The following is a 26,995-nucleotide window of genomic DNA, read 5'->3' on the forward strand; positions in this document are numbered from 1 at the left end:
TTAGCTTGATAAGTAGGTATAACTAAATCAAACAAAACCTTCCAAAAACAAACTTTAGGACGGTTATTTGTCATGCACTTTTTTAGTATAGCACGTGCCTATTAAACTTTTAACAGAAAATTATTGACAAACTATTAGCTGGTTTAGTTGAATCGCAACAATCTTTTCGAAAACAGCCTTTTTTATTTATCAAAATTGTATTTTTTACCAAAGAGTAAGGTTTGTCTAATTTAAAGTATATATTGTTAAGCGTAATTCTACTAAATAGTGTATATTTTAGGTAGTTCCGTAGAATATATGTTCTTGTTTATTCAGCTTTGAGAGATATATTACATTAAGGTCGAGAATACCTACCTATTTTTAAACGGCAAGGAGGGGTTAAGGTGTATATTAGAAAAGCTTCTAATGTCCAAGTATTAATTGATTCTGATATGAGAATTGTCCCAGAGGTTTTAGATTTTACGAGATATTTAGAGAACAAAGGAATGTCTCCTAACACTATAACTACTTATTTAGAAAAGATATGTGTGTTCTATAAATGGATGGAGCAAGAGGAATTAAGACCTTTTGAAGTAGAACCAAGACATATGCCTGACTTTATCGCTTATATAGATAATGCTTATGCAGAGAAATATCAAGATAAAACAAAAGTATCCCCTTCTACACTTAATGGCTATTTAGCAGCATTAGGGACCTTCTATAAATACTTCGGTATGATGGGGTTCGTTGAACCTGCTAACTATAAGATTAAAGATAAAAGGCAAATAAACCATTTAAGTTATTTAAGACACATTAATAAAAAATGGGATGCAAATGCTTTTTCTTTCTTTAGTCGTAAAAAGCGTAAAAGTGTAGATAAAAAGAGATTATATCCAGAAGAAGCTGAGGTGTTTTATAAAGCTATCGGTGATGTATCAACTATGGATGAATCTTTAAGGGTACGAAATGAATTGATATTTAAATTACTGTATGAAACAGGTATGAGGATTGGAGAACTGTTACATCTAAGGATTTCCGATTATGATCTTCCAGAACCATTTAAAACAGTAGGTAACATTTATTTAGTCGATAGAGGAAATTTTGATGATGAAGATAGACAGTTGAAAACAGGAGAAAGAATAATACCTATTTCTACATCATTATTAGAGGGAATTGATGACTATGTGATGTACCATAGACCGCAAGTGGATTATTGTGATTATCTAATTGTAAACCATTTAAGAAATCAAGGATTACCTCCCAACAGAGGAACTATCGAAGAATTATTTCGAAAAGCTAACGAGGTTAGTGGGTTAAAACGAAAGTATGTTACACCCCACGCTTTACGGCATACTCACGCATCTAATATGGCAGATATGGGTATAGATTTAGCCGTTATAAAAGCTCGTTTAGGACATAGCAGCATCGGTACAACACAAAAGTATACGCAAGTTTCTACTGAAACACTTTCCTTGTCGTACGAAAGTTATTTAGCGAACAAGAAAGGACGTGTTTTCTAATGGGAACTGCTACTTTAGTAGATGTTAATTCAGATGTTTGGTTAATTGAAGAAGAAAGAGCTTCAGTGCCTTATTCATTTGAGTTTACTTACTTACCCAATAAATGGTTTAAGGAAACAATTAAGAAAATTACCTTAGAACAGCTCAATATGGATAAATTAGCATTAAGTACACTCCATAGATATAGCACTGGAATTAAAGAGTTTTTTTACTTTATTCAAGAATCGAATTATACATTGGAAACATTCGCAGATATTTCACCGAGGATAGCAGAAGAATACTTACACTATCTTTTAATGAATACAGAGGCTAAATCTACAAGGTCTGTGAAGTTAGCGTCCTTAAAGCATTACCTGAATCACGGTAGAATGTTAGGTTGGTCCGACTTTCCTATCAATAACCTTTTTGATGGGATGGAATATCAAATACTTCAGACCGAAGATACGCTAAAAACAATGGTAATCGATGATAGAATTATGAAACAAATTGATATTGCTTTAGACAGAATGCGTTCAGAAGAAATGGATTATATGGATGTTATTATGTGGGGTCTTATTACAATAATTAAAGGTACCGGGATGCGAATTCACGAAGCATTATCAATCCAGGAACAACATATAGCAAAAGATCTAATGGGTAAACCAATCTTAGAAGTCCTTAATGAAAAGACTTTAACAGACCGTTATATACCGATCAGTCACGATATTGTAAGGGCAATACGTTTCGTTGCAAAACATACTAAATGGGTACAAGAGGAACTTGATACAGTGTTCATATTTGTTAAACCAGTTCAAAGTCGTAAAAGAAAGTTTGAATATTTACAACAGTATTTTGCAAGAAAAAAGCTGAAAGACTTCTGTAGTAAATATAATATTACGGATCCTACAGGCGAACCGTATGAACTAAACTTTCATCAATTCCGTCACACAATAGGAACTGATCTATTAAATAACGGTATGAGTATGAGAGAAGTTATGGAGTTTCTAGGTCATAATTCTAGTCATTCAACTAGGCTATATGCAAAAGTTCAAAATGAACGATTTAGTAAAACCTATAGGAAACTTGGATTCATTGGCGTTATTGAAGAAGGTGTTGATTACATCATTGATGAAGAAAAGAAAAAGATTACTGAAGAGAAACGTCTAATGGCTCAATTGCCAGACGGTGTTTGTGCTAGACCCATAAAAGAGCAAGTTATCGATTGTAAAAAACCAAATGCCTGTCTATTCTGTCCTAAGTTTATTACGACTCCAGAATTTTTAGAAGTACATAAGAATCACTTGGAAAGGATAAAAGCAGATAAACAAAGGTATATGGAAGAAAACCTAATCGGTACAGATTATCTCCTTCTTGAAACTGAAAAAGCACTTACTGAAATAGTTACACAACTAGATTCTATTCAGAATGCAAAAGGAGGTAATAATTAATGGCACAAGAGTTATTTAAATACATTTACTATACCCCTTCTCATTATGAGGATTCGAATGATGAATTTAGAGTCGGAAATTCAATGTTTAAAGATGACCTTTGGGATTTTAAGCATTTGATTCCAGGCAGTGCAACTTGGCCTGAAAATAAATGTTGGTTAAAGTTTGACAGATTCAAATCCACATCCATTAAGAATACGATTAAATGGTTTATGGTAACGGAACTAATAACAAATGGGTTCACTACTGTAAAAAGAAAACTAGCAGCTCTTCATACTTTTGATAAATTCATTCAACAAAATGAAGACATTACTTCATTTGAGGATATTTCCAAGTATCGATTAGAAGAATTTTTTAACTTTGTTTTATCTGACACGAAAGATAATGGTGAACCGACAAGTGCAGTTAGTAAAAAGAAAGCTGCACAAGTTGTAAAAGAAATACTTGAACGTGGAGCTGTTAGAGGATGGGAAGTACCATCTAATACAAATCACGTCGAGCTTCTATACAATTCGATGATTATTGAAAATAATAATATTAAAAGTGGTACTAAATTTGGTAAATCAAATAAAGTTCTACCTGAAAAAGATATTGTTAGTCATCTAATCACAACAGCTTTAGAAGTATCGGAAAATGGTCAAGATAGTGAGATTCTAACGGCAGCAAGTATTATCATTGCTAGTCAGATTGGCTGTAGAATTGAAGAAGTGCTTTCTATTCAAAAAGGTTGCTTATCGCAAATTAACGGAGAAATGTTTATCACCTTTGTAAGTACAAAGATTAACAATGAACCTACCGAAGTTAATAAACCTGCAAATAAAGAAGTATGTATTGCGATTGATAAGCTAGAAGAATACACTGAACCCTTGCGAAAAGAATCAGGACTACCGTATCTATTCCTTGTTAGAAAAAGGAATATAGCTGGCCGACCTGTAACTGTAGCAAGTAAAGGAAACTGGACTAAGAACAGACTAACGCCTTTTATTCAGAAATATGATCTTCGTGATGAAAAAGGGAATTTATTAAAGTTAACCAGTCACTATTTTAGACACATCTGTGCAACGTACGCTTATCAAGGTGGTTTAAAAACCCACGATGTAGCTGAACTTATGGGTCATAAGTCAATATTGATGACTGAAACTTATAACCATACGGAAGATAAACAACAAGTTGTAAAAGATATTCTATCTGGTGAAACACCTATAGCAACTACCAATAAAATCGTTTTAAAACAGCTTGAGGGAGACGAGAATCCGTTCAAAGGGAAAACTATTGAACAGATTGAAAAACTTCGTAGAGCCTTAAAAATTGAACTTCTACCTCACGGTATCTGTACTCATCACCCAATGCGTGGTGAACCCTGTGAACAAGACGGAGCTTGTCTTGGCTGTAGTAATTTCTTAGCATCATCTAAACACCTACCTGTGTACGAGAAACGCCTTGAGAGAGTTAACGAGGAACTTGAAGTAGCAGGCAATTACGACAGTATATGGACATCCAAGTTACATTATCAACAAGGTAAACTGGAATATTATATACAGGAGTTAAGTAAGAAGATGGCTAATAAGGAATTTCAGAAAGCTATGTCGGAAGTGGAAGTGAGTAAAGATGATGAATAATAAGGATTTAGCAGAAATCAATCGTGAGAAGACCACAATAAAGGTAGTAGAAGCCATTCAGAAGCTCAAAAGGAAAAAAATGAAAATTAACATTAGCTCGGTAGCAAATGAGGCTAAAGTGACTCGTCAGACGCTTTATAATCGTCCAGATTTAAAATTAAAAATCGACGAAGCGAATTCACTAATGAATGACAAGAAAGAACCTAAAGAAGTCAATAATAAGAATAGTGTCCAAGAAAAGCGTATAAAACGATTACAAGAAGCACTCAAACAATCAAACGATGAGAAACTAAAACTCCTTGATCAAAATGTTTTTCTAACTGAAGAGATAATAAATCTTCAAAGAAAGATAGCTGATTTAGAAGAAAAACTATACAAGGATAACGTAATCGAATTGGTAAAACAATAATTTCAAAATTACTACTCGTGGATGTAAAACTTCCGGGACAGTACAATCCAAATTTGACACTTTTGTATTGAAATCATATTCAGAGAAGAACTAAAAAGGGATTTGACAATTTAACCTGTCATAATTACCATTCTAATACTTCTAAAATAAAAAATGATAAGGAGGAGACATACTATGGCACCACGTCGCGGAGGCCGCAAACGCCGTAAAGTTTGCTACTTCACTGCTAATAACATTACGAATATCGACTATAAAGATGTGGATTTACTTAAAAAATTCATCTCTGAGCGCGGTAAAATTTTACCACGTCGCGTAACTGGCACTAGCGCTAAGTACCAACGTAAATTAACTTCAGCTATCAAAGTTTCTCGTATCATGGGATTACTTCCATTCGTAGCAGAAGATAAATAAGATATAAATAAAGGCACAACGAGGTTTAATTAACTTTAGTTGTGCTTTTTTTATTTATGAAAATGGAGTTACTAATTTTGTAACCTCCAATATGGAAATTTTATAAGGTGGTACTTGTGAATAATCACAAAGGGTAGGAAGAATGAAATCAACCATACGCTATAGAGATGACCTTATTTTACCTCAGTAATTACTCTATTTATTACCATTTGCCATTAGTATAAGAATTTATTACACTTTTAATAGACATGAATAAAGAAAAAATGAAATGTTAGAGATTGAGAAACAAATGCTATCGTATTTTAAAACGTATGAATGAGAAGAACAATCGACTAAGTAACATTTTTAAAAACAAAACGGCTTATAATCATTTCGATTAAAAGCCTTTTTTCATGTATTAGTAAATGTCGTATGCTCCTCATTTCTTATCGTTGAAAATTTTAATGTATATATAATGAAGAACATCAATAATGAATGAATTTGTTATGCTTTTTCGGTAAAAAATCTCCTATATAGCTTTGTATTTTACGCTATAGTCATTAGTTCTACAAAATTAATGACAAAGCTTACAGTTGTTCTTAGCGTTTTTTGTTCAACAACCTGAAAAAATGGTACAATAAAGGTCAGTAAGTTTGACTGAAAAAAGGAAGGTTTTCAATGCCGAATAATCAAACAAAGGCGCTTGTACAAGGCTCAATGATGGTCGCAATCTTTACGATTCTAATGCTTATTTCTGCATATGTACCATTCATTTTTATAGTAAGTCTAATATTTGCCCCACTACCGATTGCTTGGTATAGCGCAAATTACAAGCGTTCCTCATCAATATTTGTAGCAGTAGTAGCTTGTATCTTAACCACTTTAACGAGTGGCATAACTATGTTACCATTTGCCTTTATTTTGGCATTAGTTGGTGTCGTTATAGGAAGTGCAATTAATCAAAAGAAGAGCAAACTTTACCTATTCATGTCATCTGGGGTTACTGTTCTTCTGTCAATGGCAATTGTCTATGTAGCTTATGTTCAATTTGCTGGTATCAATATCATTAACATGAGCACGGAGCTGTTGCGCGAAAGTTATGAGCAATCAAATGAACTTGCAAAAACTATGACAGGTCAAGAAGCGTTTCAGCCAGAGCTAATTGAGGCTATGTTAAAAACAATTGAGCTGACAATACCTGCAACAGTAACAATCTCTGCATTTATGACAGCATTTATAATCATAATGTTAAATTTACCTATATTAAAACGTCTTGGTTTAGACGTACCGAAATTTGCACCGTTCCAAAATATGCGTCTACCACGATCTGTTTTATGGTATTACATGATTGTTTTATGCATTAATTTATTTATGCGTCCAGAATCTGGATCTACATTAGATATTATTGTTTTAAATGTTTCTTATATTTTATGGATGTTATTAATCCTGCAGGGGATTTCCTTTATACATTACTTTATTTCTAAAAAGGGAATGCCAAATGTTGTGAAAGTGATAGCGACTTTGTTAGCCTTACCACTATCATCCTTTATGATATTGCTAGGTATCGTAGATTTAGGTTTCGACGTACGTTCACTTGTGAAGGGGAAAACTAAAGAATAAGGGGCTGATGTAATGGGGACTTTTAGAAAACGACCAATCCGCTATCCGCTTTTTGTTCTTTCCATTTTTGGCATTGTGACGTTCGTGCTTCTATGTATTTGGAATATCGGGATAGGTTTCGGTTATGGTGTAGGTTTTGTTCTATTAATGGCCTATACGTGGAAGGTAGAAAAGATTACCTTTGATGAAACAGAAAAGCATATTGAATCTATCTCTTTCCGCATGAAAAAAGTTGGGGAAGAGGCATTGCTTGAAATGCCAATTGGGATTTTACTTGTCAATGATCAATATGAAATAGAATGGTCGAATCCATATATGCAAGGCGTTTTAAATATGGAGAATTTAGTAGGTGAAGGAATCGTTAATATATCTGACGACATTTACGTGCTAATGAAGAGCGAGGAAACAAACGAAGATACGATTACGCTCCGTGATCGTAAATATCGAGTTTATTATAAAAAAGAAGAGAATTTACTATATTTCTTTGATATCACTGAGCAGATAGCTATTGAAAAACAATACTATGCAGATCGTACAGTTATTGCGATTTTATTTGTTGATAACTATGACGAAATTACGCAAGCAATGGATGATCAGCCACGTAGTTTAACGAATACGATGGTGACATCAATTGTTAATGATTGGGCGGCTGAGCAAGGGATATTTGTGAAGCGAATATCATCCGATCGTTTTTTAGCTGTATTAAACGAATCTATTTTAATGGAACTTGAAAAGAAAAAATTCGCCATTTTAGATACAATTCGAGAAAAAACAGCGCAAAAAAATATGTCATTAACATTAAGTATTGGGGTTGGCGCAGGATCATCTTCATTAGTAGAACTTGGTGAACTAGCACAATCAAGTTTAGATCTTGTTTTAGGCCGTGGTGGTGACCAGGTTGCTATCAAGCAACCTTCAGGGAAGTTAAAATTCTATGGCGGGAAAACTAATCCTGTTGAGAAACGTACACGCGTTAGAGCACGTGTTATTTCCCATGCACTACGTGATTTAATTCAGGATAGTGACCAAGTATTTGTTATGGGACATAAAAACCCTGATATGGACTCTATTGGTGCCTCCGTTGGTGTACGTAAAATGGCACAAATGAATGATGTGAAGGGCTATGTTATCGTAAATTTTGAAGAATTAAACGGAAGTGTAACACGTTTAATGAATGAAATAGAGAGTAAATCGGATTTCTATGAAAATTTCCTAACGCCAGAGGAAGCTGCAGCAAGAATGACAGAAAAATCTTTACTCGTTATAGTCGATACGCATAAACCGGATTTAGTCATCGAATCACAGCTATTGAAGCTGGCTGAAAAAGTTGTGGTCATTGATCACCATCGTCGCAGCGAGGATTTTATAGAAAATCCAACGCTTGTTTATATGGAGCCATATGCATCGTCCACAGCTGAGCTTATAACAGAGTTACTCGAGTACCAACCAAAACGTGCGAAGATTAATATGCTAGAGGCTACGGCATTGCTAGCGGGAATTATTGTTGATACGAAGAGTTTTACACTGCGTACAGGAGCCCGTACGTTTGAAGCGGCTTCTTATTTAAGGACAAATGGTGCAGATACAGTGTTAGTACAACGATTATTAAAAGAAGATGTAGATACGTATATTGAGCGTTCTAAAATAGTGCAAACTGTTAAGTTCGTGAAGCCGGGTATTGCTATTGCTGTAGGTGAGGAAGCGAAAGTGTATGATTCTGTACTAATTGCGCAAACAGCAGACATTTTACTAACAATGAAGGATGTTGGTGCTTCCTTTGTCATTGCACATCGTTCAGATGGCAAAATCGGCATAAGTGCAAGATCACTTGGCGAAGTAAACGTGCAACTTGTTATGGAAAAGCTAGGCGGCGGCGGGCATTTAACGAATGCAGCTTGCCAAGTCGAAGCAAATTCCATTGCTGGAGTAAGAAAATATTTAGAAGAGGCCATAAATGAGGTACTCGAAGGGAGTTCTGAATCATGAAAGTAGTATTTTTAAAAGACGTTAAAGGAAAAGGGAAAAAAGGGGAAGTTAAAAATGTAGCAGACGGCTATGCACAAAACTTCTTAATTAAAAATGGCTATGCGGCCGAAGCAAATGCACAAGCATTAAGTCAATTAGAAGGTCAAAAGAATTTAGAAGCTAAAAATGCTGCTGCAGAATTAGCTGAAGCGAAAGCATTAAAAGAAAAATTAGAAGCTTTAACAGTAGAATTAAAAGCAAAATCAGGTGAAGGTGGTCGCCTATTTGGTTCAGTATCTACAAAGCAAATTGCTGATGCGCTTCAAAAAACGCATGGCATAAAAATTGATAAACGTAAAATGACTTTAAGTGATGGAATTCGTGCGCTGGGCTTTACAAATGTACCTGTAAAACTACATCATGAAGTATCTGCAGCATTAAAAGTTCATGTAACGGAAGAATAAGGGGCGACGATCCATGAACGAACCGATGATGGATCGCGTTCCACCGCATAACCGGGAAGCAGAGCAATCGGTTATCGGTGCAATTTTCCTCGATCCTCAATCGTTAATCACTGCATCTGAAATTTTACTAGCAGATGATTTTTATCATAATGCACATAAGCAAATTTTCGAAACGATGCTACGTTTAAGTGATCAAGGAAAAGCGATAGATGTTGTAACAGTTACTGAAGAATTATCAGCTAAAAAAGAAATTGAGGATGTTGGCGGGCTATCGTATTTACTAGAGCTCGCCAATGCTGTCCCTACGGCTGCTAACGTCGCACACTATGCGAAAATTGTCGAAGAAAAGGCCTTATTACGTCGTTTAATACGTGTAGCTACTAAAATAGTAGAAGATGGCTATACTCGTGAAGATGAGGTAGAAGCATTACTTGGTGAAGCAGAGAAGAAAATGATGGAGGTAGCCAATCGTAAAAATGCGGGTGACTTTAAGCATGTCAAAGACGTATTGGTGGAAACCTTTGATAACATCGAACAGATGCAATCACAAAAAGGTGATGTTACAGGTATCCCGACAGGCTTCCGTGATTTAGACCATATAACAGCTGGCTTCCAGCGCAACGATTTAATTATTGTAGCGGCACGTCCTTCTGTAGGTAAAACAGCCTTTGCATTGAATGTTGCGCAAAGTGTTGCCGTTCAAGCACGTGAAAATGTTGCAATTTTCTCCCTAGAGATGGGTGCTGAGCAGCTAGTTATGCGTATGCTTTGTGCGGAGGGAAATATAGATGCACAAGTTTTACGTACAGGTGCTTTAACAACGGAAGATTGGGGTAAACTAACTATGGCAATGGGAAGTTTATCGAATTCCGGAATTTTTATTGATGATACACCAGGTGTACGTATCAATGAAATTCGAGCAAAATGTCGACGTTTAGCACAGGAGCATGGCCTCGGGATGATTTTAATCGATTATTTACAGCTTATTCAAGGTAGTGGTAAGCCAGGGGAGAACCGTCAGCAAGAGGTATCTGAGATTTCACGTTCTTTAAAAGGTTTAGCGCGTGAATTAAAGGTTCCAGTCATTGCACTATCACAGTTATCTCGTGGCGTTGAGCAACGTCAAGATAAGCGACCTATGATGAGTGACTTACGTGAATCGGGAAGTATTGAGCAAGATGCTGATATTGTTGCCTTCTTATATCGTGATGATTATTACGATAAAGAGTCCGAGAGTAAAAATATGATTGAAATTATTATTGCTAAACAGCGTAACGGTCCAACAGGTACAGTTACACTTGCTTTTAAAAAAGAATTCAATAAATTCATTAATGTGGATTGGTCGCAAATGCCGCCACCACCTCCACGTGATTAAATATTTATCTTCATTCATAAGAAAAACTTCCTTCTTTATAGAGGAACTCAACGTTGGAGATTACGCCAAGACGGAATTAATCTGAATGTTAGATAATATTCATATCATTCTGTTATTAAACACGAACGTTGAATCATATTTTTTGATTTTACGTTCGTGTTTTTAAGTATTTTTGTTGACTAGGCGTTTCTATCATTGATACAATAATTAACGGCTTAAAAATTGAGATACAAATCGTATCTAACGGAGGTGCTGACTATGACATCAGTTGTAGTTGTAGGAACACAGTGGGGAGACGAAGGAAAAGGTAAAATTACGGATTTCCTTTCACAAAAAGCCGATGCAATCGCTCGTTTTGCAGGCGGTGATAATGCTGGACATACTATTAAATTTGATGGTGAAACTTATAAGTTACATTTAATTCCATCAGGTATTTTCTATAAAGAAAAAACTTCAGTAATCGGAAATGGATTGGTTGTTAATCCAAAGTCATTAGTTACTGAGCTTAGAGGCTTACAAGAGCGTGGCGTTGATACAGATAATTTACGAATTTCTAATCGTGCGCATGTTATTTTGCCATATCATATTAAGCAAGATATCGCTGATGAGGAAAGCCGTGGCGATAACAAAATCGGTACGACTTGTAAAGGGATTGGACCATGTTATCAAGATAAAGTAGCACGTATCGGTATCCGTATGGCTGATTTACTAGACAAAGATGTATTTGAAGAAAAACTACGTCAAAATTTAGCAATTAAGAATAAGTTATTTGAGAAATTTTACGAGGTTGAAGGCGTAACATTCGAAGAAATTTTCGAGGAATATTACGGCTATGGACAAGAAATCGCAAAATATGTAACTGACACGTCTAAAATCTTAAACGATGTACTAGATGAAGGCGGCAAAGTGTTATTTGAAGGAGCACAAGGTATTTTACTTGATGTCGATCAAGGTACGTATCCATTTGTAACATCTTCAAATCCTGTTGCCGGCGGTGTAGCAATTGGTGCTGGTGTCGGTCCTTCACGAGTTTCAAGTGTTATTGGTGTATCTAAAGCCTATACTTCTCGTGTTGGCGATGGACCATTCCCAACTGAATTATTTGATGAAGTAGGTCAACAAATTCGTGAAGTTGGTCGTGAATACGGTACAACAACTGGCCGCCCACGTCGTGTAGGTTGGTTTGATACAGTAGTTGTGCGCCACTCACGTCGAGTAAGTGGTATTACGCATCTTGCGCTTAACTCAATTGATGTTTTATCTGGCTTAGAAACAGTTAAAATTTGTACAGCGTATAAATATAAAGATGAAACGATTACTGAATATCCAGCAAATCTTCATATTATTGAACAATGTGAACCAGTTTATGAAGAGCTTCCAGGCTGGTCAGAAGATGTTACAGGCTGCAAAACATTAGAAGAGCTACCTGAGAATGCACGACGCTATGTAGAACGTGTGAGTGAATTAACTGGTATTGAAATTGCTACTTTCTCTGTTGGTCCTGCACGTGAACAAACGAACGTTTTAGTGGACGTTTGGGAAGCAAAATAATGATAAATCATAAAAGGGCGTACCATATGCGGTACGTCCTTTTTTATACCAAATCTCTTTGCTGTCACTGAATTTTGAGGTGAGAGAGGACTTATTGCCCTTAATGTAGGATATATTTTATGTATTCCAAAGTGAACGTTAGGGCTGCTTCCATAATCAGACAGAATAGAAATATAACAGTGATGTTATGTTACATTTGATGTAGCTACGCTTTGCAAAGACATTTGTTATTGTCGCCTCGCTTTTGTACAAAAAACAAAGTTCTATATTTTCTCATATTAGAGTGATATGCAAAAGATACACTAAGTGAAGTAGGTGATTGGAGTGGAGACTGAGCGACTCCTTGGGGATCAGCGTCACAGATGAGACCCTGGAGCGAGCAGCGCGAGTGAAGCGGCTCATCGGACGCCCCCAGGAAAGCGCTCAGTCGGAACGGAAATCACCCCCTTGTTTTGCCTAAGAGCCATACTTAATTTCATAGATGTTATATTTTTTTACAACATTAAAGGGACGTGCCATATACGGTACGCCCCTTTTGTCATTAGTGAATATCTTTCTTCTTGAAGCGACCACCTCTAACCTCTGCAATATTACCAATTGCTAGAAATGCATGATCATCTATTTCAGCGACGATTGATTTAAGTTTGGATTCCTCTAATCGAGTAATGACGGTAAAAATTACTTTTTTATCGTTCCCTGTATAAGCCCCCTCACCATGAAGGAAGGTTACACCTCGACCTAGTCGGTCCATAATGGTCTGCCCAATTTCATCAATTTCATCACTTATGATATAAACGGATTTTGATTCCTCCATCCCTTGAATGACGATGTCGATCATTTTATAGGCAATATAGTATGCCAGAATAGAGTACATGGCTTGTTCCCATGTGAATACAAACCCCGCTACCGCAAAGATGAGTAAATTGCAGAACATAATAATTTCACCAACGGAGAACGGTGTTTTTCTATTAAATAAAATAGCTAAAATTTCTGTCCCATCTAATGAACCACCATAACGAATGACGATGCCGACACCAATACCTAAAATCATGCCTCCAAAAACTGTGGCCAATAGCGTATCTTGAGTAAACGGGTTTAGATTATGTAAGAAGAGCGTTGTTAATGAGAGTACAGTAATTCCGAGCCCTGTGGAAAGTGCAAAGGTTTTACCGATTTGTTTATAGCCTAAAAAGATGAAAGGTAAGTTTAAAATGAAGATGAAAATACCAAGGGGTAAATTTAATAAATGAGAAGTAATAATGGAAACACCTACGATTCCACCATCCATAATGTGGTTTGGTACTAAAAATAGCTCCAGCCCCAGTGCCATAATGAATGCACCTAATGCCACCATAATGGTCCTAATTATGAGTTTTCGAACGGGATTCTTACTTTGGGGCTTTCTTACTTTAGGGGTTATTCCAGAGGTTTGTAAAACATTCAAATTAATCACTCCATTCAACTAGTGTATCTTATTTCTATTTTATCAGAATATTTAAATATCAAAAAGTGATATGTCTAAAATTATACTAAAAATAATTTGAGTATTACAGGTTTATGCAAACACTACAAATGCATTTAAAGCACTTAATCAATCAACTTGGGGTGGATGTTGAGCGGATTAAGGTCTAGACTCCCCTTGGAAAGTACCCGACGGAAAAAAAAAATCCACACCTAAAATTGTATTTATTGATAAGACTAATATTTTATTAATAGCTACAAAAATAGGGATTATGTAACAATTAGTAGAGAATTAATACATTTACATTACAAAAAGATGAAAACAGTCAAACCTTATTTTCTTTATGGTACAGTATATTGGTGCAAAAAATCGTTGTGGGTAATTAATCCTACTATAGGTTGAAGTTGGAAGGAGCTTTATTGATGAGTTCGTCTTGGTTAAGAAAAGAAAAAAACAATAGATTCACATACAATTTTTCTTCAATTAAAAAGGTATCCATTATTACAGTTTTAATGACAAGTTTAACGTTTAATGTAGGTTTTGCAAAAGAAAATCATAAAGAAGATTTAAATAAACATGATCACGTTTACGTGGGAAATAAATATATAGATGCAGTCTCTAATGAGCAAGCTAACGAAGAAATCATTGCATCAAAGGGAAAAGAGGCAAGTCAACAATACAGAGAGTTATCTATCGATACTAGTTCTTCTGTTAAAATAATCCCAGAGACAGTATTTAGTAATCAAACTAAAGATACAAAAATTTTGGAGAAATTAGAGCAATCTCTAGTAGTTAAATCGCCAGCATTTACATTATTTGTAGATAATAAGCCTGTAATTTCTTTAAAAGATACAAAAGCCTATGATGATACTATTCGTATGCTAAAGCTACAATATGTTTCACAGCAAGAGCTAAATAGTATATATGTTAACCAGCAATCTACGAATATTCCACCTTTACAGATTGGTGAAACGCGCCTTTTAGATATTTCTTTTAAACAGGAAGTTTCAGGTACAACACAAAAAGTAGCACCAAATGCTATCGTAGCACCTGAGGAAGCTGTGAAATATTTAATGACGGGTTCTCTCGAGCAAGAAACATATAAAATTCAATCAGGTGATGTTTTAGGCTCAGTTGCCCAAAAACATGGATTAACAACAACTGAGCTATTAGCGTTAAATCCTGATATTACTGTTGATACAGTTTTACAAATCGGACAAGCATTAAACGTAACAGTCGCTAAACCATTTGTAACACTAGAAGTAAAACAGGAGAAGAAAGTTACTGAACAAATTCCGTTTAAGAAAATAGTTGAAGAAGATCTGACGATGTATAAAGGTGAGAAAGTGATTAAACAACAAGGTGTTAAAGGAAGTAAAGAAACATCTTATTTATTAACGTCTGAGAATGGAACTCGTATATCCAAAGTTGCGTTAGAAGAAGAAATCATACAACAACCGGTTGACGAAATTGAAGTAGTTGGTACGAAGGTGATTTCTTCTCGGGGTACGGGTGAATTTACTTGGCCTACAGTGGGTGGCTATATTTCAAGTGGAATGGGTCAACGTTGGGGAGAACTCCATCGTGGTATTGATATTGCCCGTCCTAGTAATTATAATATTTTAGCTTCAGATAATGGTGTTGTTGTCGCAGCTGGTGTCTCTGGTAGCTACGGTAATCGTATCGTGATTAATCATAATAATGGTTATACAACGCTTTACGGACACCTATCTTCAATTAATGTGGAAGTAGGGCAAGTGGTAGAAAAAGGTTCTGTTATAGGTATTATGGGCTCTACTGGAAATTCAACAGGTACACATCTACACTTTGAAGTTGAGAAAGAGGGTTCGTTAGAAAACCCATTATCATATGTAGGGCGTTAATCAGTTCGAATAGAAGGCAGTCCAAAATAGGACTGTCTTTTTGTATACTTCGTATATAAATCTATGTTATTTCCCGAGAAATATTTGTCGAAACATAGTTTAAAACAATATCGTAAAATGTCTTAGGATTTAGAATAATGCATAGAAGTTAAAAGCATGGTAGAGTTAGAGTAGTGATTTTAACTTCTTTCAGCAGATGACTTTTGACCGAAAGCGAAGCGACAGGTACAAGTATTTTGGTAGCGAAAGCTATAGAAGTCTCACATCCTTATAGGTGGTGAGTTAATGCGAGTTGAAGTTATTTTTCAGTGGATGTCCGCTGAAATAAAGGAACTCAGTCTAAGAACGCCACTTCCTGTGGCAACGACTGAGTGACCAACATCACGTTGGCCCAAAGCCTCCGGCGGATGTCATGGATTCGGAAAGGAGTTCAATAAAGGATGTTAGCCTAAAATCATCGCATCCATGCGATAACGGCTAACTGACCTGCATCACGCAGGCCCAAGCACAAAGCCGAATCCAGACGTAATTATGTCGAGGCGTAATTGATAAATACAATCGTTTAAAAATAGATAAAAAGCGAAAGGGAGAAAAAATATGGACAAAACCATTTTAGTTGTTGACGATGAAAAACCAATCGCAGATATTTTACAGTTTAATTTAATAAAAGAAGGCTACAAAGTTATTTGTGCTTATGATGGAGATGAAGCACTAGAGAAAGTTGAGGAAGAGCAACCAGATTTAATGCTTTTAGATATAATGTTACCTAAGCGTGATGGGATGGAAGTTTGTAGAGAAGTACGAAAAAAATACGATTTCCCTATCATTATGCTAACTGCAAAAGGGTCTGAGATTGATAAAGTATTAGGACTAGAAATGGGCGCAGATGATTATGTGACAAAGCCATTTAGTACACGTGAGCTTATTGCACGTGTAAAGGCAAATATGCGTCGCTTACAGGTAGTAGCCCCTACTGCCGAAGAGGTTGAAGAAGAGTCCAATGAAATTGTAGTAGGCTCTCTTGTTATTCAGCCAGATGCTTACTTAGTATTGAAACGTGATGAAGCAATTGAACTAACACACAGAGAGTTTGAACTATTACATTACTTAGGGAAGCATATCGGTCAAGTAATGACGCGTGAACATTTACTACAAACTGTGTGGGGCTATGACTATTTCGGCGATGTACGAACAGTAGATGTAACAATTCGTCGTTTACGAGAAAAAATAGAGGACAATCCTAGTCATCCAGCTTGGATTGTCACACGCCGTGGTGTAGGTTATTATTTACGAAATCCTGAACAGGAGTAAAAAGGAATGCAGAAAGTAAGCTTTTTTAAATCAATTCATGTCAAGCTAGTACTAATTTATATTTTACTAATCCTGCTTGCCTTGCAAATAATAGGGATTTATTTTGCGAATGAATTAGAGCAAAATTTAAAAAGCAACTTCCGAGAATCCATTTTTCAACGTGTCGATTTGATGGAATATAGCATTCGTGAAGAAATGTTAAAAGAACGCGATGAAAGTATGCCATCTCTTGAAGAGAGCTTGAAAACGATTGTAATGGAGTTTTCCACGGGGTTGAAGGAAGTTTCTAATGGAGATATTTTAGAAATCCGTGTCATCGATAATAGACAGCGTATTCGCGCCACATCTGAGGTAGACAATCAAAGTTTGATTGGACAGCGCTCGAATAATGATCTCGTACGCCGTGCTATCTCTGCAGAAACGTTATTTGAAAACATTAAACTTGATAATAAAACAAGAAATCGAGTGTGGGTGTTAGCATCGCCAATTCGAGATGGTGCAGGTCCTGATGATGAAATCATAGGGGTACTCTACATTGAAGCCAATATTGAATCTGTTTTTGAACAAGTGAATGATATTAACCGTATTTTCCTTGGTGGTACAGCAGTGTCCTTGGTGATTACTATTTTTTTAGGAATTTTAGTGGCACGAACAATTACACAGCCAATTGCAGATATGCGTAAGCAGGCACAGGCGATGGCAAAGGGTAACTATTCTCGAAAAGTGCGGGTTTATGGTACAGATGAGATAGGGCAGCTTGCTATAACCTTTAATCATTTAACGAATCGCTTGCAGGAGGCGCAATCAACTACAGAGGCAGAACGGCGAAAGCTCGATTCGGTCCTTAGTAATATGACGGATGGTGTTATTGCGACAGATCGAAAAGGGCGTATCATTCTTATTAATGATCCCGCACTAGAGCTGCTGCATATTTCAAGAGATATTACATTAGGTCGTCCGATTGCATCAGTTTTAGGTATTGACCAAGAGTATAGTTTTGAGGATTTAATTCACATGAATGATGCGGTGAATTTAAATTTCAGTACAGCAGACGCACCGTATATTTTACGTGCGAATTTCTCTGTTATTCAAAAAGAAACGGGCTTTATTAATGGTCTAATTACTGTACTGCACGATATTACGGAACAGGAAAAAATAGAGATGGATCGCCGGGAATTTGTATCAAATGTGTCACATGAATTAAGGACACCATTAACGACGATGCGTAGTTATTTAGAGGCGTTAGCAGACGGTGCATGGAAAGATGAAAATATTGCTCCAACATTTTTGAATGTCACACAAACAGAGACAGAGCGTATGATCCGCTTAGTGAATGACTTATTGCAGTTATCACGAATGGATAGTTCAGATTATGAGCTGAATCAAGATATTGTTCTATTTAATTCATTCTTTAACCGTATTATCGATCGTTTTGAAATGTCTAAGTCAGACAAAGTGAGGTTTGAACGTTTATTCCCAGAGGCATCTTATTATGTAGAAATCGATACGGATAAGGTGACACAAGTTATCGATAATATCATTTCCAATGCTATTAAGTATTCACCCGATGGAGGTAATATTCGCTTTGGCTTTACAGCGCAAGAAGATATGCTGAAGGTTATGATTTCCGATGATGGTATGGGAATTCCTAAGGAAAATGTAGGACGTATTTTTGAGCGTTTCTATCGAGTAGATCGAGCTCGAGCTCGTTCTATGGGAGGCACTGGTCTAGGACTAGCTATTGCCAGGGAAATGATTGAAGCTCATGGCGGTAAAATATGGGCTGAAAGTGAAGAAGGACATGGAACAACGGTTTTCTTCACATTACCACTTAATTTAGATGATTTTGACGAGGCAGGTGAGTGGGAATGAAATATATAGAACCAGTTAAATCAGTTGTTTTATTCCTACTCGTTATCCTAAGTGTGGTTTTAACCTTTATGATTTGGACATACACGCCAGATTATAAATATATTGAACAGACTGAAGGAAAAGAAATTCTAATTGGACCACAAAAAGAAATGAAGGATGTAATTCGTCCTTATAAAGCTATTTATCGTTTTGATAAGGAATTTACAGGTACAGTATCTAATGGCGCAATGGTTGATATTATGGAGGCATTTCAAGGATGGAATGTCCTAGATCTAATGCCCATGGACACTAATCTTAAGGCCGACACTGTAAACGAGATGATTCGTACTAATAATTGTATGACTGTCTTTTTTCCTGGTGAGATTCCTTACTCTGCTTTTAACACAATTTTTCAGTTCGCCGATAAGGAACTACCGGAAACAACCTTTAATCGTATGATTATAGATTGGAGTAATTATAATAACAAAGACTTACAAGTGTTTTTCCTTAGTGGTAATAATGAATTATTGATGCGTTCACATGTAAGTCTTGAAAATGCTAATCAATTTGTAAGAAATATTATTGAGCCAGCGAAAACATATAGCACTTTTAAAGAAGTGGAGCGAGATGGCTTTATCTCACTATATATTGCAAACGATAAAATTGAATCAGCAAAATATACGTATTTTATCGAAGAGAAACCTGAATTATTTAAGAATGTGTTATTTACAAATCTAAACAATGTCTTGCGCACTGATGAAAGTGCAACTACTGAAAAATATCAAGATGGAATGTCACGGATGGTGATTGATTCGAAAGTGAAATCATTGGCCTATGTATATCCAGCTGCAGAAAGTAGTGTAAGAATAGAGCCTTCCAAGCTCTTTACGGATAGCTTTGAATTTATCAATGAACACGGTGGTTTTACAGATGATTATCGCTTAGTATCAACAAGTACAAGCAATAATCAATTAGATTATCAGCTATATTTACATGGAGTACCGATTTTTAGTGATCAGGCAATAAACCGAATTACAACCGTTTGGGGAGATAAACGTATTTTCCGCTACAAACGTCCATACTTTTCTTTTGAAAAAGATATTCCATCTGAAAAAGAGATAAAAGAACTTCCTTCAGGATCGGAAATCGTTGAAAAGATTAAAAAACTAAATAACATTGATTTATCAGATATAGATGATATTGTTGTGGGCTTCTATTTAACTCATGATCAAAGCACAATAGTGACATTAGAGCCATGCTGGTTTGTTATTCGTAACGGTATATCGACGAAACTGACGCCTGACATATTAGGGGGTGTCAAAAATGGATTGGAATAGAACAAAATCTATTTTTATATTCGTTTTTTTAATCTTAAATATCTTCTTATATTCGTTGTATTTAAATCGCTATAATGAAGCGCAGAGCGTAGAAATACTAGGTGAAAAAACAATAGAAGCCCGTTTAAAGGATGATAATATTACGTACGGACCACTGCCGAATAGTAATGAATCTGCTACTTACATTACAGGAAAAGTGCATAATTTTAAAAAAGATGATTTTCCCGATGACAATCAGCAAATAAGATTCACTGATGAGACACATGCACATATACGTGCTAATTTTATTAACCCAGTGAAATTACGAAATATTAATGATGATGCAAGTTTTACTGATTTTGTCCATGCAAACGTTAAAGAGGGAGATTCTTATGCATTATGGAAGGTAGATCGTGAAGAACGGGTGGCAGTCTTCTTCCAGAAGAAAAATAATCGAATGTTCTATTACAATGATAGTGCCGTATTAAAAGTACAGTGGAATTTAGATAACGAAGTGATAATGTATGAGCAGACAATGATTGATAATATCGAAGAGATGGAGCAACAGGAAACGGTCATACCACCACTTCAAATTTTCCAGACACTATATAATAAAGGACTATTAAAATCAGAATCACGTATTAAGCAAGTGAAGTTAGGTTACTCGACATTTAGTAATTTAACACAAACACAAGTGTTGATACCAACATGGGAAGTACAAGTGGAATTACCGGACGGAGAAATAGAAGAGTATTTCGTTGATGCTATTGATGGAAAAATTATTGAAATCCAAGGAGACAAGCAAGAGGCTGAAGAGGAAGACTGGGGAGTTGAATAATGCGATTTAGTGTTTTAGCAAGTGGCAGTACAGGAAATTCGATTTATGTAGAGAATGATGATCATGCATTTATTGTCGATGCGGGTCTTAGTGGCAAAAAGATGGAGCAACTATTTACAAAAGTCGACCGCAATATGAAACAGCTAAGTGGCATTTTCGTTACACATGAGCATAGTGATCATATTAAAGGAATAGGGGTATTGGCACGAAAATATAATGTACCTGTTTATGCTAACGCCAAAACGTGGCAGGCAATGGACGGGCTAGTCGGTGATATACCTATAGAGCAACGTTTTGAATTTGAAATGGATACTGTAAAGCATTTTGGTTCATTGGCTGTTGAATCTTTTGCTGTATCACATGATGCAGCAGATCCAATGTTTTATAGCTTTCATGAAGATGGGCGCAAGCTTGTTGTAATTACGGATACAGGCTATGTCAGTGACCGAATGAAAGGGATTATTCGAGGTGCTGATTCCTTTGTATTTGAAAGTAACCACGATGTGAATATGCTGCAAATGGGGCGTTACCCATGGTCTATAAAACGTCGTATTTTAAGTGATGTAGGGCACGTTTCAAATGAGGATGCAGCTATCGCAATGAGTGACGTAGTATTTGAAAAACCAACAAATATATACTTATCACATTTAAGTAAAGATAATAACATGAAAGAGCTTGCGCGAATGAGTGTTACACAAACTTTGCAATCTTGCGGCATTATTGTTGGTGAGTATTTAAATTTATTTGATACAGATGCAGAAGAGCCAACGAAATTAGTTACAGTTTAAAATTCAATAAAAAAATGAAGCTTTAATGAGGCTGTTCAATTACATTTTATAGAAAATGAATTGAACAGCCATTTTTATGTTCATTTTATTTATTTTTCATCTGATTTTAATGTTTGAATTGTAATATTAGGGTAACAACTAACCAATACTAATAACGGAAAGGATGAGGACGAATGAGCTATTTTCAAGATGATGATAAAAACAATGACTCCCTAAAAAATGATGAAATACAAAGATCACCACTTCAGGAGCGACTCGAACAGGAGGAGCGAGAAACGCAAGAGAAGCGTCATAAAAAGAAAGGCGGTGGCGGAGGTAAAGGCGGTTATTTATTTACCGGTTTTATCGGTGTCATCATAGGCGCTTTACTCGTTTGGCTCATGATGCCTGGACTTGTCAATCAAATGCCAGGTACAACGACAAGTAGCACAGGTAATAAAAATGAAACGACCATTAATCAAGTTGCAACAGAAGTGACAACTGATGTTACGAAAGCAGTAGATAAGGCTTCAGATGCTGTTGTAGGGATCACAAATATTCAAGAAGTATCAAGTGGCGGATTCTGGAGTCCGCAATCTTCAACAGAACAGCCTGCAGGAAGCGGTTCGGGTGTTATTTACAAAGTTCAAGGTGATAAAGCCTTTATCGTGACAAATAACCATGTTATTGAAGGTGCAAAACAGTTAGAAGTAACAATGCCAGATGGAACGAAAGAAGTAGCACAATTAGTTGGTCACGATGTTTGGACAGACTTAGCAGTCATTTCAATCAGCTCTAAAGATGTTAAGACAGTAGCGACATTTGGTAACTCAGATGTATTAAAACAAGGTGAAACAGTAATTGCGATTGGTAACCCACTTGGCTTAGAATTCTATGGTTCTGTTACTACAGGTGTTGTTTCTGGTAAGGATCGTTCTGTACCAGTTGACATAAACAATGATGGCAATATAGATTGGCAGCAAGAAGTATTACAAACAGACGCAGCTATCAATCCGGGTAATAGTGGTGGTGCACTTGTAAACCTTGCTGGTGAATTAGTCGGCATTAACTCCATGAAAATTGCGGAATCTTCTGTTGAAGGTTTAGGTTTCTCAATTCCGATTAACTCAGCAATTCCAATTATCGAGGAGTTAGAGGCAAATGGTGAAATGAAACGTCCAACAATGGGTGTCTCATTATTAGACTTAACGGATGTTCCGGCATTCTATCAACAGCAAACGTTAAACTTGCCAAAAGACTTAACAACAGGTGTTGTTATTACAGATGTTGTGGGGAACTCCCCAGCTTCAAAAGCAGGCGTTAAACAATACGATGTAATTGTTGAAATGGATGGCCAAAAAATCGAAACAGCAATCGATTTACGCAAACATTTATATAACGACAAAAAAATTGGTGATAAATTAACGATGAAAGTATACCGCCAAGGTAAATTAGTGGATCTATCACTAACATTAACAAATAGCGATTCATTGTAAATTAAAAATCAGTGGGGATTATATGATCTCCACTGATTTTTTCTGTTGTTGAGTCAATGAAATTAAGGTGTCATATTAAAGTATGGCTTTTCAGCAAAACGTTTTGACCGAGCGCTTTGTAGCTGCCGCTTTGCTTTCGCTACAGAAAACATTTGTTGTTGCGGTCGCTACGCTTTCGCACAGATACAACATTTGTCGCTGACGCTTTTCGCGTAGAGCAAAGCTTCCTGGGGACGTCCGATGAGCTGCTTCGCTAAGAATGATTAAGAAAATATTGTGGATAACTAGAAAATTGTGAATAATAGCATATACACGGCGAGTGGCGCTAGAAAGCCTATTCTTCCATACTCGCCTGACCTTTGTTACAATAGATTGTGGATAACATAGACTGAATTGTGAATAAGTTTGTGGAAATTTCGGAAAATAAGAAGAGGTGCAAAAATGGAAAAATACAGCTGTGAAAACCATATAGAACACGCTTTAGACATGTTTGTGGCAGAGCAAAAAGAGTTCCCAATTATGGATAAAATCGAAGAGGATAAAAAGTTATCCACAAAATGTAGCTACTGTGAACGACCTGCAGAATATCTTGTATCAAGTAAATAACTTTACACAAGATATAGGAATCGCTTGTGGATATGTTGATAACTTTTGTGGATAATTTGTTTGTAAATGAATTGTAAAGGTGGATAACGTGTGAATATAACGATTGTATCAGTCGGAAAACTAAAAGAAAAGTACTTAAAAATGGGAATAGATGAATACGTAAAACGTCTCGGTGGCTACGCAAAAATGGATCTAATCGAAGTACCAGATGAAAAAGCACCCGAGCAGCTAAGCGAAGCAGAAATGGAAATCGTAAAGAAAAAAGAGGGTGAACGTATTCTATCTAAAATCAGCCCAGATACATACGTTATCGCCCTAGCCATTAACGGCAAAATGAAAACCTCTGAACAAATGGCGGCAGATCTTGAATCCCTCATGACCTACGGCAAAAGTAAAATCGCATTCGTTATCGGCGGCTCCCTTGGTTTACACGATGATGTGTTGAAACGAGCTGATGAGCAACAATCCTTTGGAAAGATGACATTACCACATCAGCTAATGAAGCTTGTTTTGGTAGAGCAGGTTTATAGAAGTTTTAGGATTATGAAGGGTGAACCGTATCATAAGTAAGTGCGGTTTTAAAAAAGACCATTTAGGACGTTGAATTTGCAACGTCTTAGGTGGTTTTAATTGATTGAGTAAGAAAATATAAATTTCCGCAGAAGGTAACATTGAAAATGCTATTATTTACGTTTATGGTAAAGCGCTTTTGTTTATGATTTTAATTGATAGCCCCAAAAAATTTCATGGAAACAAAAAAGGCAACATCTCACAAGGAGATGCTGCGGTAGAATTCTTTGTTCCTGAAGAACTCTAATGGGTTTGGCACCCAATAACGCTAATTTGTTCAATCTAAAATTACCATTACTCGATGTCAATAATTGTTGTTTACTACTTATATAATATAGCATAGCAACCTGTGAAATATTAATTAATTATGTATTCTGTGTATACGTTACACAGAATACATAAAACTGAGGACACATTCGATTTATATTTAAGCGTTGTATAAAAATCGCACTTAAGCCTATTACGGTGAACCGCATCATAAGTAAGCTCGGTTTTTAAATGAACCACCTGGAACGTTGAGAAGAAGTAAGTGAGACAATAACGAACCTAATCTGGTCCTTTTTTGCTTTGTATAAGGATTCAAGTCACCTTTTTGTTCATATATATTAAATCCTAAGGATAGGATGGGAATAGAGATATGTTAGTTTAATATGGTTACCTTTAATTGTTTTACTCCAAAATTGATTGCATCCTGTTGAGAAGGGAAAAAGACATCGATTCGATTTCCTTTAATGGCTCCGCCAGTATCCCCTGCGATCGCTTCGCCATAGCCTTCTACATAAACTTTACTACCAAGTGGAATGATAGTTGGATCAACTGAGATGACCTTTGCATTTGGGTTTGTTTTAAGGTTAATTCCAGTAGCAGTAATACCAGAACATCCCTCACATGAAGCCGTATAGGCTGAAGCTTCCACTATAATTTCCTTTGAAGCTGTTGCTGGAGCGGTTGCTTCAGGTGCATTATTCTTTGAAGCTGTATTAGTTGTTGCTGGAGCAGTTGCTTCAGGTGCACTCTCCGTTGAAGCTGTATTAGTTGTTGCTGGAGCAGTTGCTTCAGGTGCACTCTCCTTTGAAGCAGTATTAATTGTTGCTGAAGCAGTTGCTTCATGTTTACTCTCCGTTGAAGTTGTATTATTTGTTACTGAAGTTGTAGTTTCCTTTGATTCATGTGCTGCAGACTTTATTGGTTTGTCAGTTACAGCCGTACTAGTTTTTGTACCATCAATGATGGATAGATTTAAACCTGGATGAATGAGGTCCGTATGTAATTGGTTCCATTCTTTAATTTGCGAAACGGTTACTTGATGATCAACGGCTATGTCCCATAATGTATCGCCTTGCTTAACGGTATATTGTTGTGCAATGGTAAGGACATCGCCAGGGTGAATAAGGTTAGTAGTAATTTGATTCAACGTTTTGATATTTTCTACAGATGTATTATGTGCATGGGATAAATCCCAAAGGGTATCCCCTTTTTGTACGGTAATCGTTGCAGCTTGAACATTAGCACCTAAAGTTGCCGAGAGCATTGCAACTGGTACAATTGAAATAATTTTTTTAAGCATTCATTAATCCTCCATGTTCGTTCTTAGTTGTTAATTTAAAATAATCGTAACATAGTTTTTTCTGAGAAAAAGAACAAGGAGGTGTTAATTTGTTTACGTTCATGGCATTTATATTGCAATAATATTGCTAATATTAAACGATACTATCTCCTAGATGAAGATACCTATTATCTAAAGTATGTTCTTAGGTTTAATGCAAAAATGACAGTGAAAAATCCAATTTTATCAACAGAAGCAAACCATTCAAATAGAATAAGAAACATAATTTGTATTTGTAAAAATGAAGAGGTTAAATTTATTTCGTTAACAGATTCGTTAAAGGTTAAATGTGATAATGTATATACATAAAATAAATTTGGTAAATGAGGGATAATCATGTCAGTTGTGAACCTGTTAGCTTCTCAACTAAGTCGAAATGATGAAGTGCCAAATATTGAGTTGGCACATAAATTAGCTAATGAAGAAAATTATACGGGCATAGAAGAAATAATTGAAAACCTAACTTGCAAAGATAAAAAGATTCAATACGATTGTATTAAAGTAGCGTACGAAATTGGGCAAGTTAAACCAGAACTCATAAGTAAGTATGTCCTGACTTTTATAGAGTTGCTAAAAAGCCGTAATAATCGTTTGGTCTGGGGCGGAATGACGGCATTAGCAACGATTGCCGAGGGAGCATCAGAAACCATTATGGCTCATCTTGATATATTAAAAAGTGCTATGAAAGTTGGTTCAGTTATTACAATTGATAAAGGTGTCCTAACTCTTGCGAAGCTAGCAGCCGTCAGTAAGGAAAACAATGATGTGATTTTTCCAATATTACTCCATCACCTTGAGAATTGCAGACCAAAGGAAATTCCTCAGCATTCAGAAAGTACGCTTTTAGCCGTAACAGATGAAAATAAAGAGGAATTATTGAATGTGTTACGAAAAAGAGAAAAATACCTAACAGCACCACAATTAAAAAGAGTCAAAAAGATTTATAAAACATTAGAAGATTAATAAAGGT

The 26,995-nt window shown here is 36.0% G+C and carries 22 protein-coding genes; 20 read left to right on the forward strand and 2 right to left on the reverse strand.

The annotated features are described in order from the left end of the window. Positions 1–383: 383 nt before the first annotated feature. The 10 genes from AC1DCY_RS19680 (at position 384) to AC1DCY_RS19725 (ending at position 12,319) form a co-directional block, all read left to right on the forward strand. Positions 384–1,499 carry a tyrosine-type recombinase/integrase gene (locus tag AC1DCY_RS19680; RefSeq protein WP_477352924.1) on the forward strand — a complete coding sequence of 372 codons (1,116 nt, stop codon included), beginning with the start codon at positions 384–386 and terminating at the stop codon, positions 1,497–1,499. Beyond that, positions 1,499–2,926, forward strand: a complete 1,428-nt coding sequence (locus tag AC1DCY_RS19685; protein ID WP_477352926.1) for a tyrosine-type recombinase/integrase — start codon at positions 1,499–1,501, stop codon at positions 2,924–2,926. The genes AC1DCY_RS19680 and AC1DCY_RS19685 overlap by 1 nt, the downstream gene beginning before the upstream one ends. Continuing rightward, positions 2,926–4,545: a tyrosine-type recombinase/integrase gene (locus tag AC1DCY_RS19690; RefSeq protein WP_477352928.1), complete on the forward strand. Its 1,620-nt coding sequence runs from the start codon at positions 2,926–2,928 to the stop codon at positions 4,543–4,545. Before AC1DCY_RS19685 ends, AC1DCY_RS19690 begins: the two co-directional genes overlap by 1 nt. Further along, entirely contained in the window at positions 4,538–4,954 is a 417-nt protein-coding gene (locus tag AC1DCY_RS19695) for a hypothetical protein (protein ID WP_477352930.1), read from the forward strand. Before AC1DCY_RS19690 ends, AC1DCY_RS19695 begins: the two co-directional genes overlap by 8 nt. A gap of 174 nt (positions 4,955–5,128) precedes the next feature. Next, positions 5,129–5,365: a 30S ribosomal protein S18 gene (rpsR, locus tag AC1DCY_RS19700; protein ID WP_049662616.1), complete on the forward strand. Its 237-nt coding sequence runs from the start codon at positions 5,129–5,131 to the stop codon at positions 5,363–5,365. Between the two features lie 657 nt (positions 5,366–6,022). Beyond that, entirely contained in the window at positions 6,023–6,964 is a 942-nt protein-coding gene (locus tag AC1DCY_RS19705; protein ID WP_477352932.1) for a YybS family protein, read from the forward strand. 12 nt (positions 6,965–6,976) lie between these two features. Next, positions 6,977–8,950: a DHH family phosphoesterase gene (locus tag AC1DCY_RS19710; RefSeq protein WP_477352933.1), complete on the forward strand. Its 1,974-nt coding sequence runs from the start codon at positions 6,977–6,979 to the stop codon at positions 8,948–8,950. Further along, positions 8,947–9,393 carry a 50S ribosomal protein L9 gene (gene rplI, locus AC1DCY_RS19715; protein WP_053482928.1) on the forward strand — a complete coding sequence of 149 codons (447 nt, stop codon included), beginning with the start codon at positions 8,947–8,949 and terminating at the stop codon, positions 9,391–9,393. The genes AC1DCY_RS19710 and rplI overlap by 4 nt, the downstream gene beginning before the upstream one ends. A 13-nt stretch (positions 9,394–9,406) precedes the next feature. Next, positions 9,407–10,768, forward strand: a complete 1,362-nt coding sequence (gene dnaB, locus AC1DCY_RS19720; protein ID WP_477352936.1) for a replicative DNA helicase — start codon at positions 9,407–9,409, stop codon at positions 10,766–10,768. Between the two features lie 258 nt (positions 10,769–11,026). Beyond that, positions 11,027–12,319, forward strand: coding sequence for an adenylosuccinate synthase (locus AC1DCY_RS19725; protein WP_477352937.1), 1,293 nt, complete (start codon positions 11,027–11,029; stop codon positions 12,317–12,319). 541 nt (positions 12,320–12,860) lie between these two features. Here AC1DCY_RS19725 and AC1DCY_RS19730 read toward each other — a convergent pair. Next, a complete protein-coding gene (locus AC1DCY_RS19730) occupies positions 12,861–13,673 on the reverse strand; it encodes a YitT family protein (RefSeq protein WP_477352939.1) in 813 nt (270 codons plus the stop codon). A 530-nt stretch (positions 13,674–14,203) separates the two neighbouring features. Between AC1DCY_RS19730 and AC1DCY_RS19735 the strand changes: the two genes are divergently transcribed. From AC1DCY_RS19735 to rlmH, 9 genes are all read left to right on the forward strand, one after another. Further along, the gene (locus tag AC1DCY_RS19735; RefSeq protein ID WP_477352941.1) at positions 14,204–15,664 is read left to right on the forward strand and encodes a peptidoglycan DD-metalloendopeptidase family protein; all 1,461 of its coding nucleotides are present in this window, start codon (positions 14,204–14,206) and stop codon (positions 15,662–15,664) included. A 597-nt stretch (positions 15,665–16,261) separates the two neighbouring features. Continuing rightward, positions 16,262–16,975, forward strand: coding sequence for a response regulator YycF (gene yycF / locus AC1DCY_RS19740; RefSeq protein ID WP_049662630.1), 714 nt, complete (start codon positions 16,262–16,264; stop codon positions 16,973–16,975). Between the two features lie 6 nt (positions 16,976–16,981). Next, positions 16,982–18,847: a cell wall metabolism sensor histidine kinase WalK gene (gene walK / locus AC1DCY_RS19745; RefSeq protein ID WP_477352944.1), complete on the forward strand. Its 1,866-nt coding sequence runs from the start codon at positions 16,982–16,984 to the stop codon at positions 18,845–18,847. Next, the gene (locus tag AC1DCY_RS19750) at positions 18,844–20,163 is read left to right on the forward strand and encodes a YycH family regulatory protein (RefSeq protein ID WP_477352946.1); all 1,320 of its coding nucleotides are present in this window, start codon (positions 18,844–18,846) and stop codon (positions 20,161–20,163) included. Before walK ends, AC1DCY_RS19750 begins: the two co-directional genes overlap by 4 nt. Beyond that, positions 20,150–20,980: a two-component system regulatory protein YycI gene (locus tag AC1DCY_RS19755; RefSeq protein ID WP_477352948.1), complete on the forward strand. Its 831-nt coding sequence runs from the start codon at positions 20,150–20,152 to the stop codon at positions 20,978–20,980. The genes AC1DCY_RS19750 and AC1DCY_RS19755 overlap by 14 nt, the downstream gene beginning before the upstream one ends. Then, positions 20,980–21,768, forward strand: a complete 789-nt coding sequence (locus tag AC1DCY_RS19760) for an MBL fold metallo-hydrolase (protein WP_477352950.1) — start codon at positions 20,980–20,982, stop codon at positions 21,766–21,768. Before AC1DCY_RS19755 ends, AC1DCY_RS19760 begins: the two co-directional genes overlap by 1 nt. 173 nt (positions 21,769–21,941) lie before the next feature. Next, a complete protein-coding gene (locus tag AC1DCY_RS19765; protein WP_477352952.1) occupies positions 21,942–23,243 on the forward strand; it encodes a S1C family serine protease in 1,302 nt (433 codons plus the stop codon). Between the two features lie 441 nt (positions 23,244–23,684). After that, positions 23,685–23,849: a CxxH/CxxC protein gene (locus AC1DCY_RS19770; protein ID WP_049662644.1), complete on the forward strand. Its 165-nt coding sequence runs from the start codon at positions 23,685–23,687 to the stop codon at positions 23,847–23,849. A 90-nt stretch (positions 23,850–23,939) separates the two neighbouring features. Beyond that, positions 23,940–24,419, forward strand: a complete 480-nt coding sequence (rlmH, locus tag AC1DCY_RS19775; protein WP_370043978.1) for a 23S rRNA (pseudouridine(1915)-N(3))-methyltransferase RlmH — start codon at positions 23,940–23,942, stop codon at positions 24,417–24,419. 640 nt (positions 24,420–25,059) lie between these two features. Here the strand turns inward: rlmH and AC1DCY_RS19780 are convergent. Beyond that, the gene (locus AC1DCY_RS19780; protein WP_477352955.1) at positions 25,060–25,986 is read right to left on the reverse strand and encodes a LysM peptidoglycan-binding domain-containing protein; all 927 of its coding nucleotides are present in this window, start codon (positions 25,984–25,986) and stop codon (positions 25,060–25,062) included. A 375-nt stretch (positions 25,987–26,361) separates the two neighbouring features. Between AC1DCY_RS19780 and AC1DCY_RS19785 the strand changes: the two genes are divergently transcribed. Beyond that, positions 26,362–26,988, forward strand: a complete 627-nt coding sequence (locus AC1DCY_RS19785) for a hypothetical protein (RefSeq protein ID WP_477352957.1) — start codon at positions 26,362–26,364, stop codon at positions 26,986–26,988. Positions 26,989–26,995: the final 7 nt, after the last annotated feature.

Source organism: Lysinibacillus sp. 10T31, from assembly GCF_056394365.1.

Excerpts from the sequence above, each read along its gene's own strand:
- walK (WP_477352944.1), top strand. The coding sequence starts at position 16,982 with ATGCAGAAAGTAAGCTTTTTTAAATCAATTCATGTCAAGCTAGTACTA.
- AC1DCY_RS19755 (WP_477352948.1), top strand. The coding sequence starts at position 20,150 with ATGGATTGGAATAGAACAAAATCTATTTTTATATTCGTTTTTTTAATC.
- AC1DCY_RS19760 (WP_477352950.1), top strand. The coding sequence starts at position 20,980 with ATGCGATTTAGTGTTTTAGCAAGTGGCAGTACAGGAAATTCGATTTAT.
- AC1DCY_RS19695 (WP_477352930.1), top strand. The coding sequence starts at position 4,538 with ATGAATAATAAGGATTTAGCAGAAATCAATCGTGAGAAGACCACAATA.
- AC1DCY_RS19725 (WP_477352937.1), top strand. The coding sequence starts at position 11,027 with ATGACATCAGTTGTAGTTGTAGGAACACAGTGGGGAGACGAAGGAAAA.
- rpsR (WP_049662616.1), top strand. The coding sequence starts at position 5,129 with ATGGCACCACGTCGCGGAGGCCGCAAACGCCGTAAAGTTTGCTACTTC.
- AC1DCY_RS19770 (WP_049662644.1), top strand. The coding sequence starts at position 23,685 with ATGGAAAAATACAGCTGTGAAAACCATATAGAACACGCTTTAGACATG.
- dnaB (WP_477352936.1), top strand. The coding sequence starts at position 9,407 with ATGAACGAACCGATGATGGATCGCGTTCCACCGCATAACCGGGAAGCA.
- AC1DCY_RS19735 (WP_477352941.1), top strand. The coding sequence starts at position 14,204 with ATGAGTTCGTCTTGGTTAAGAAAAGAAAAAAACAATAGATTCACATAC.
- yycF (WP_049662630.1), top strand. The coding sequence starts at position 16,262 with ATGGACAAAACCATTTTAGTTGTTGACGATGAAAAACCAATCGCAGAT.
- AC1DCY_RS19685 (WP_477352926.1), top strand. The coding sequence starts at position 1,499 with ATGGGAACTGCTACTTTAGTAGATGTTAATTCAGATGTTTGGTTAATT.
- rplI (WP_053482928.1), top strand. The coding sequence starts at position 8,947 with ATGAAAGTAGTATTTTTAAAAGACGTTAAAGGAAAAGGGAAAAAAGGG.
- AC1DCY_RS19690 (WP_477352928.1), top strand. The coding sequence starts at position 2,926 with ATGGCACAAGAGTTATTTAAATACATTTACTATACCCCTTCTCATTAT.
- AC1DCY_RS19785 (WP_477352957.1), top strand. The coding sequence starts at position 26,362 with ATGTCAGTTGTGAACCTGTTAGCTTCTCAACTAAGTCGAAATGATGAA.
- AC1DCY_RS19730 (WP_477352939.1), bottom strand. The coding sequence starts at position 13,673 with ATGGTGGCATTAGGTGCATTCATTATGGCACTGGGGCTGGAGCTATTT.
- AC1DCY_RS19765 (WP_477352952.1), top strand. The coding sequence starts at position 21,942 with ATGAGCTATTTTCAAGATGATGATAAAAACAATGACTCCCTAAAAAAT.
- AC1DCY_RS19710 (WP_477352933.1), top strand. The coding sequence starts at position 6,977 with ATGGGGACTTTTAGAAAACGACCAATCCGCTATCCGCTTTTTGTTCTT.
- AC1DCY_RS19780 (WP_477352955.1), bottom strand. The coding sequence starts at position 25,986 with ATGCTTAAAAAAATTATTTCAATTGTACCAGTTGCAATGCTCTCGGCA.
- AC1DCY_RS19750 (WP_477352946.1), top strand. The coding sequence starts at position 18,844 with ATGAAATATATAGAACCAGTTAAATCAGTTGTTTTATTCCTACTCGTT.
- AC1DCY_RS19705 (WP_477352932.1), top strand. The coding sequence starts at position 6,023 with ATGCCGAATAATCAAACAAAGGCGCTTGTACAAGGCTCAATGATGGTC.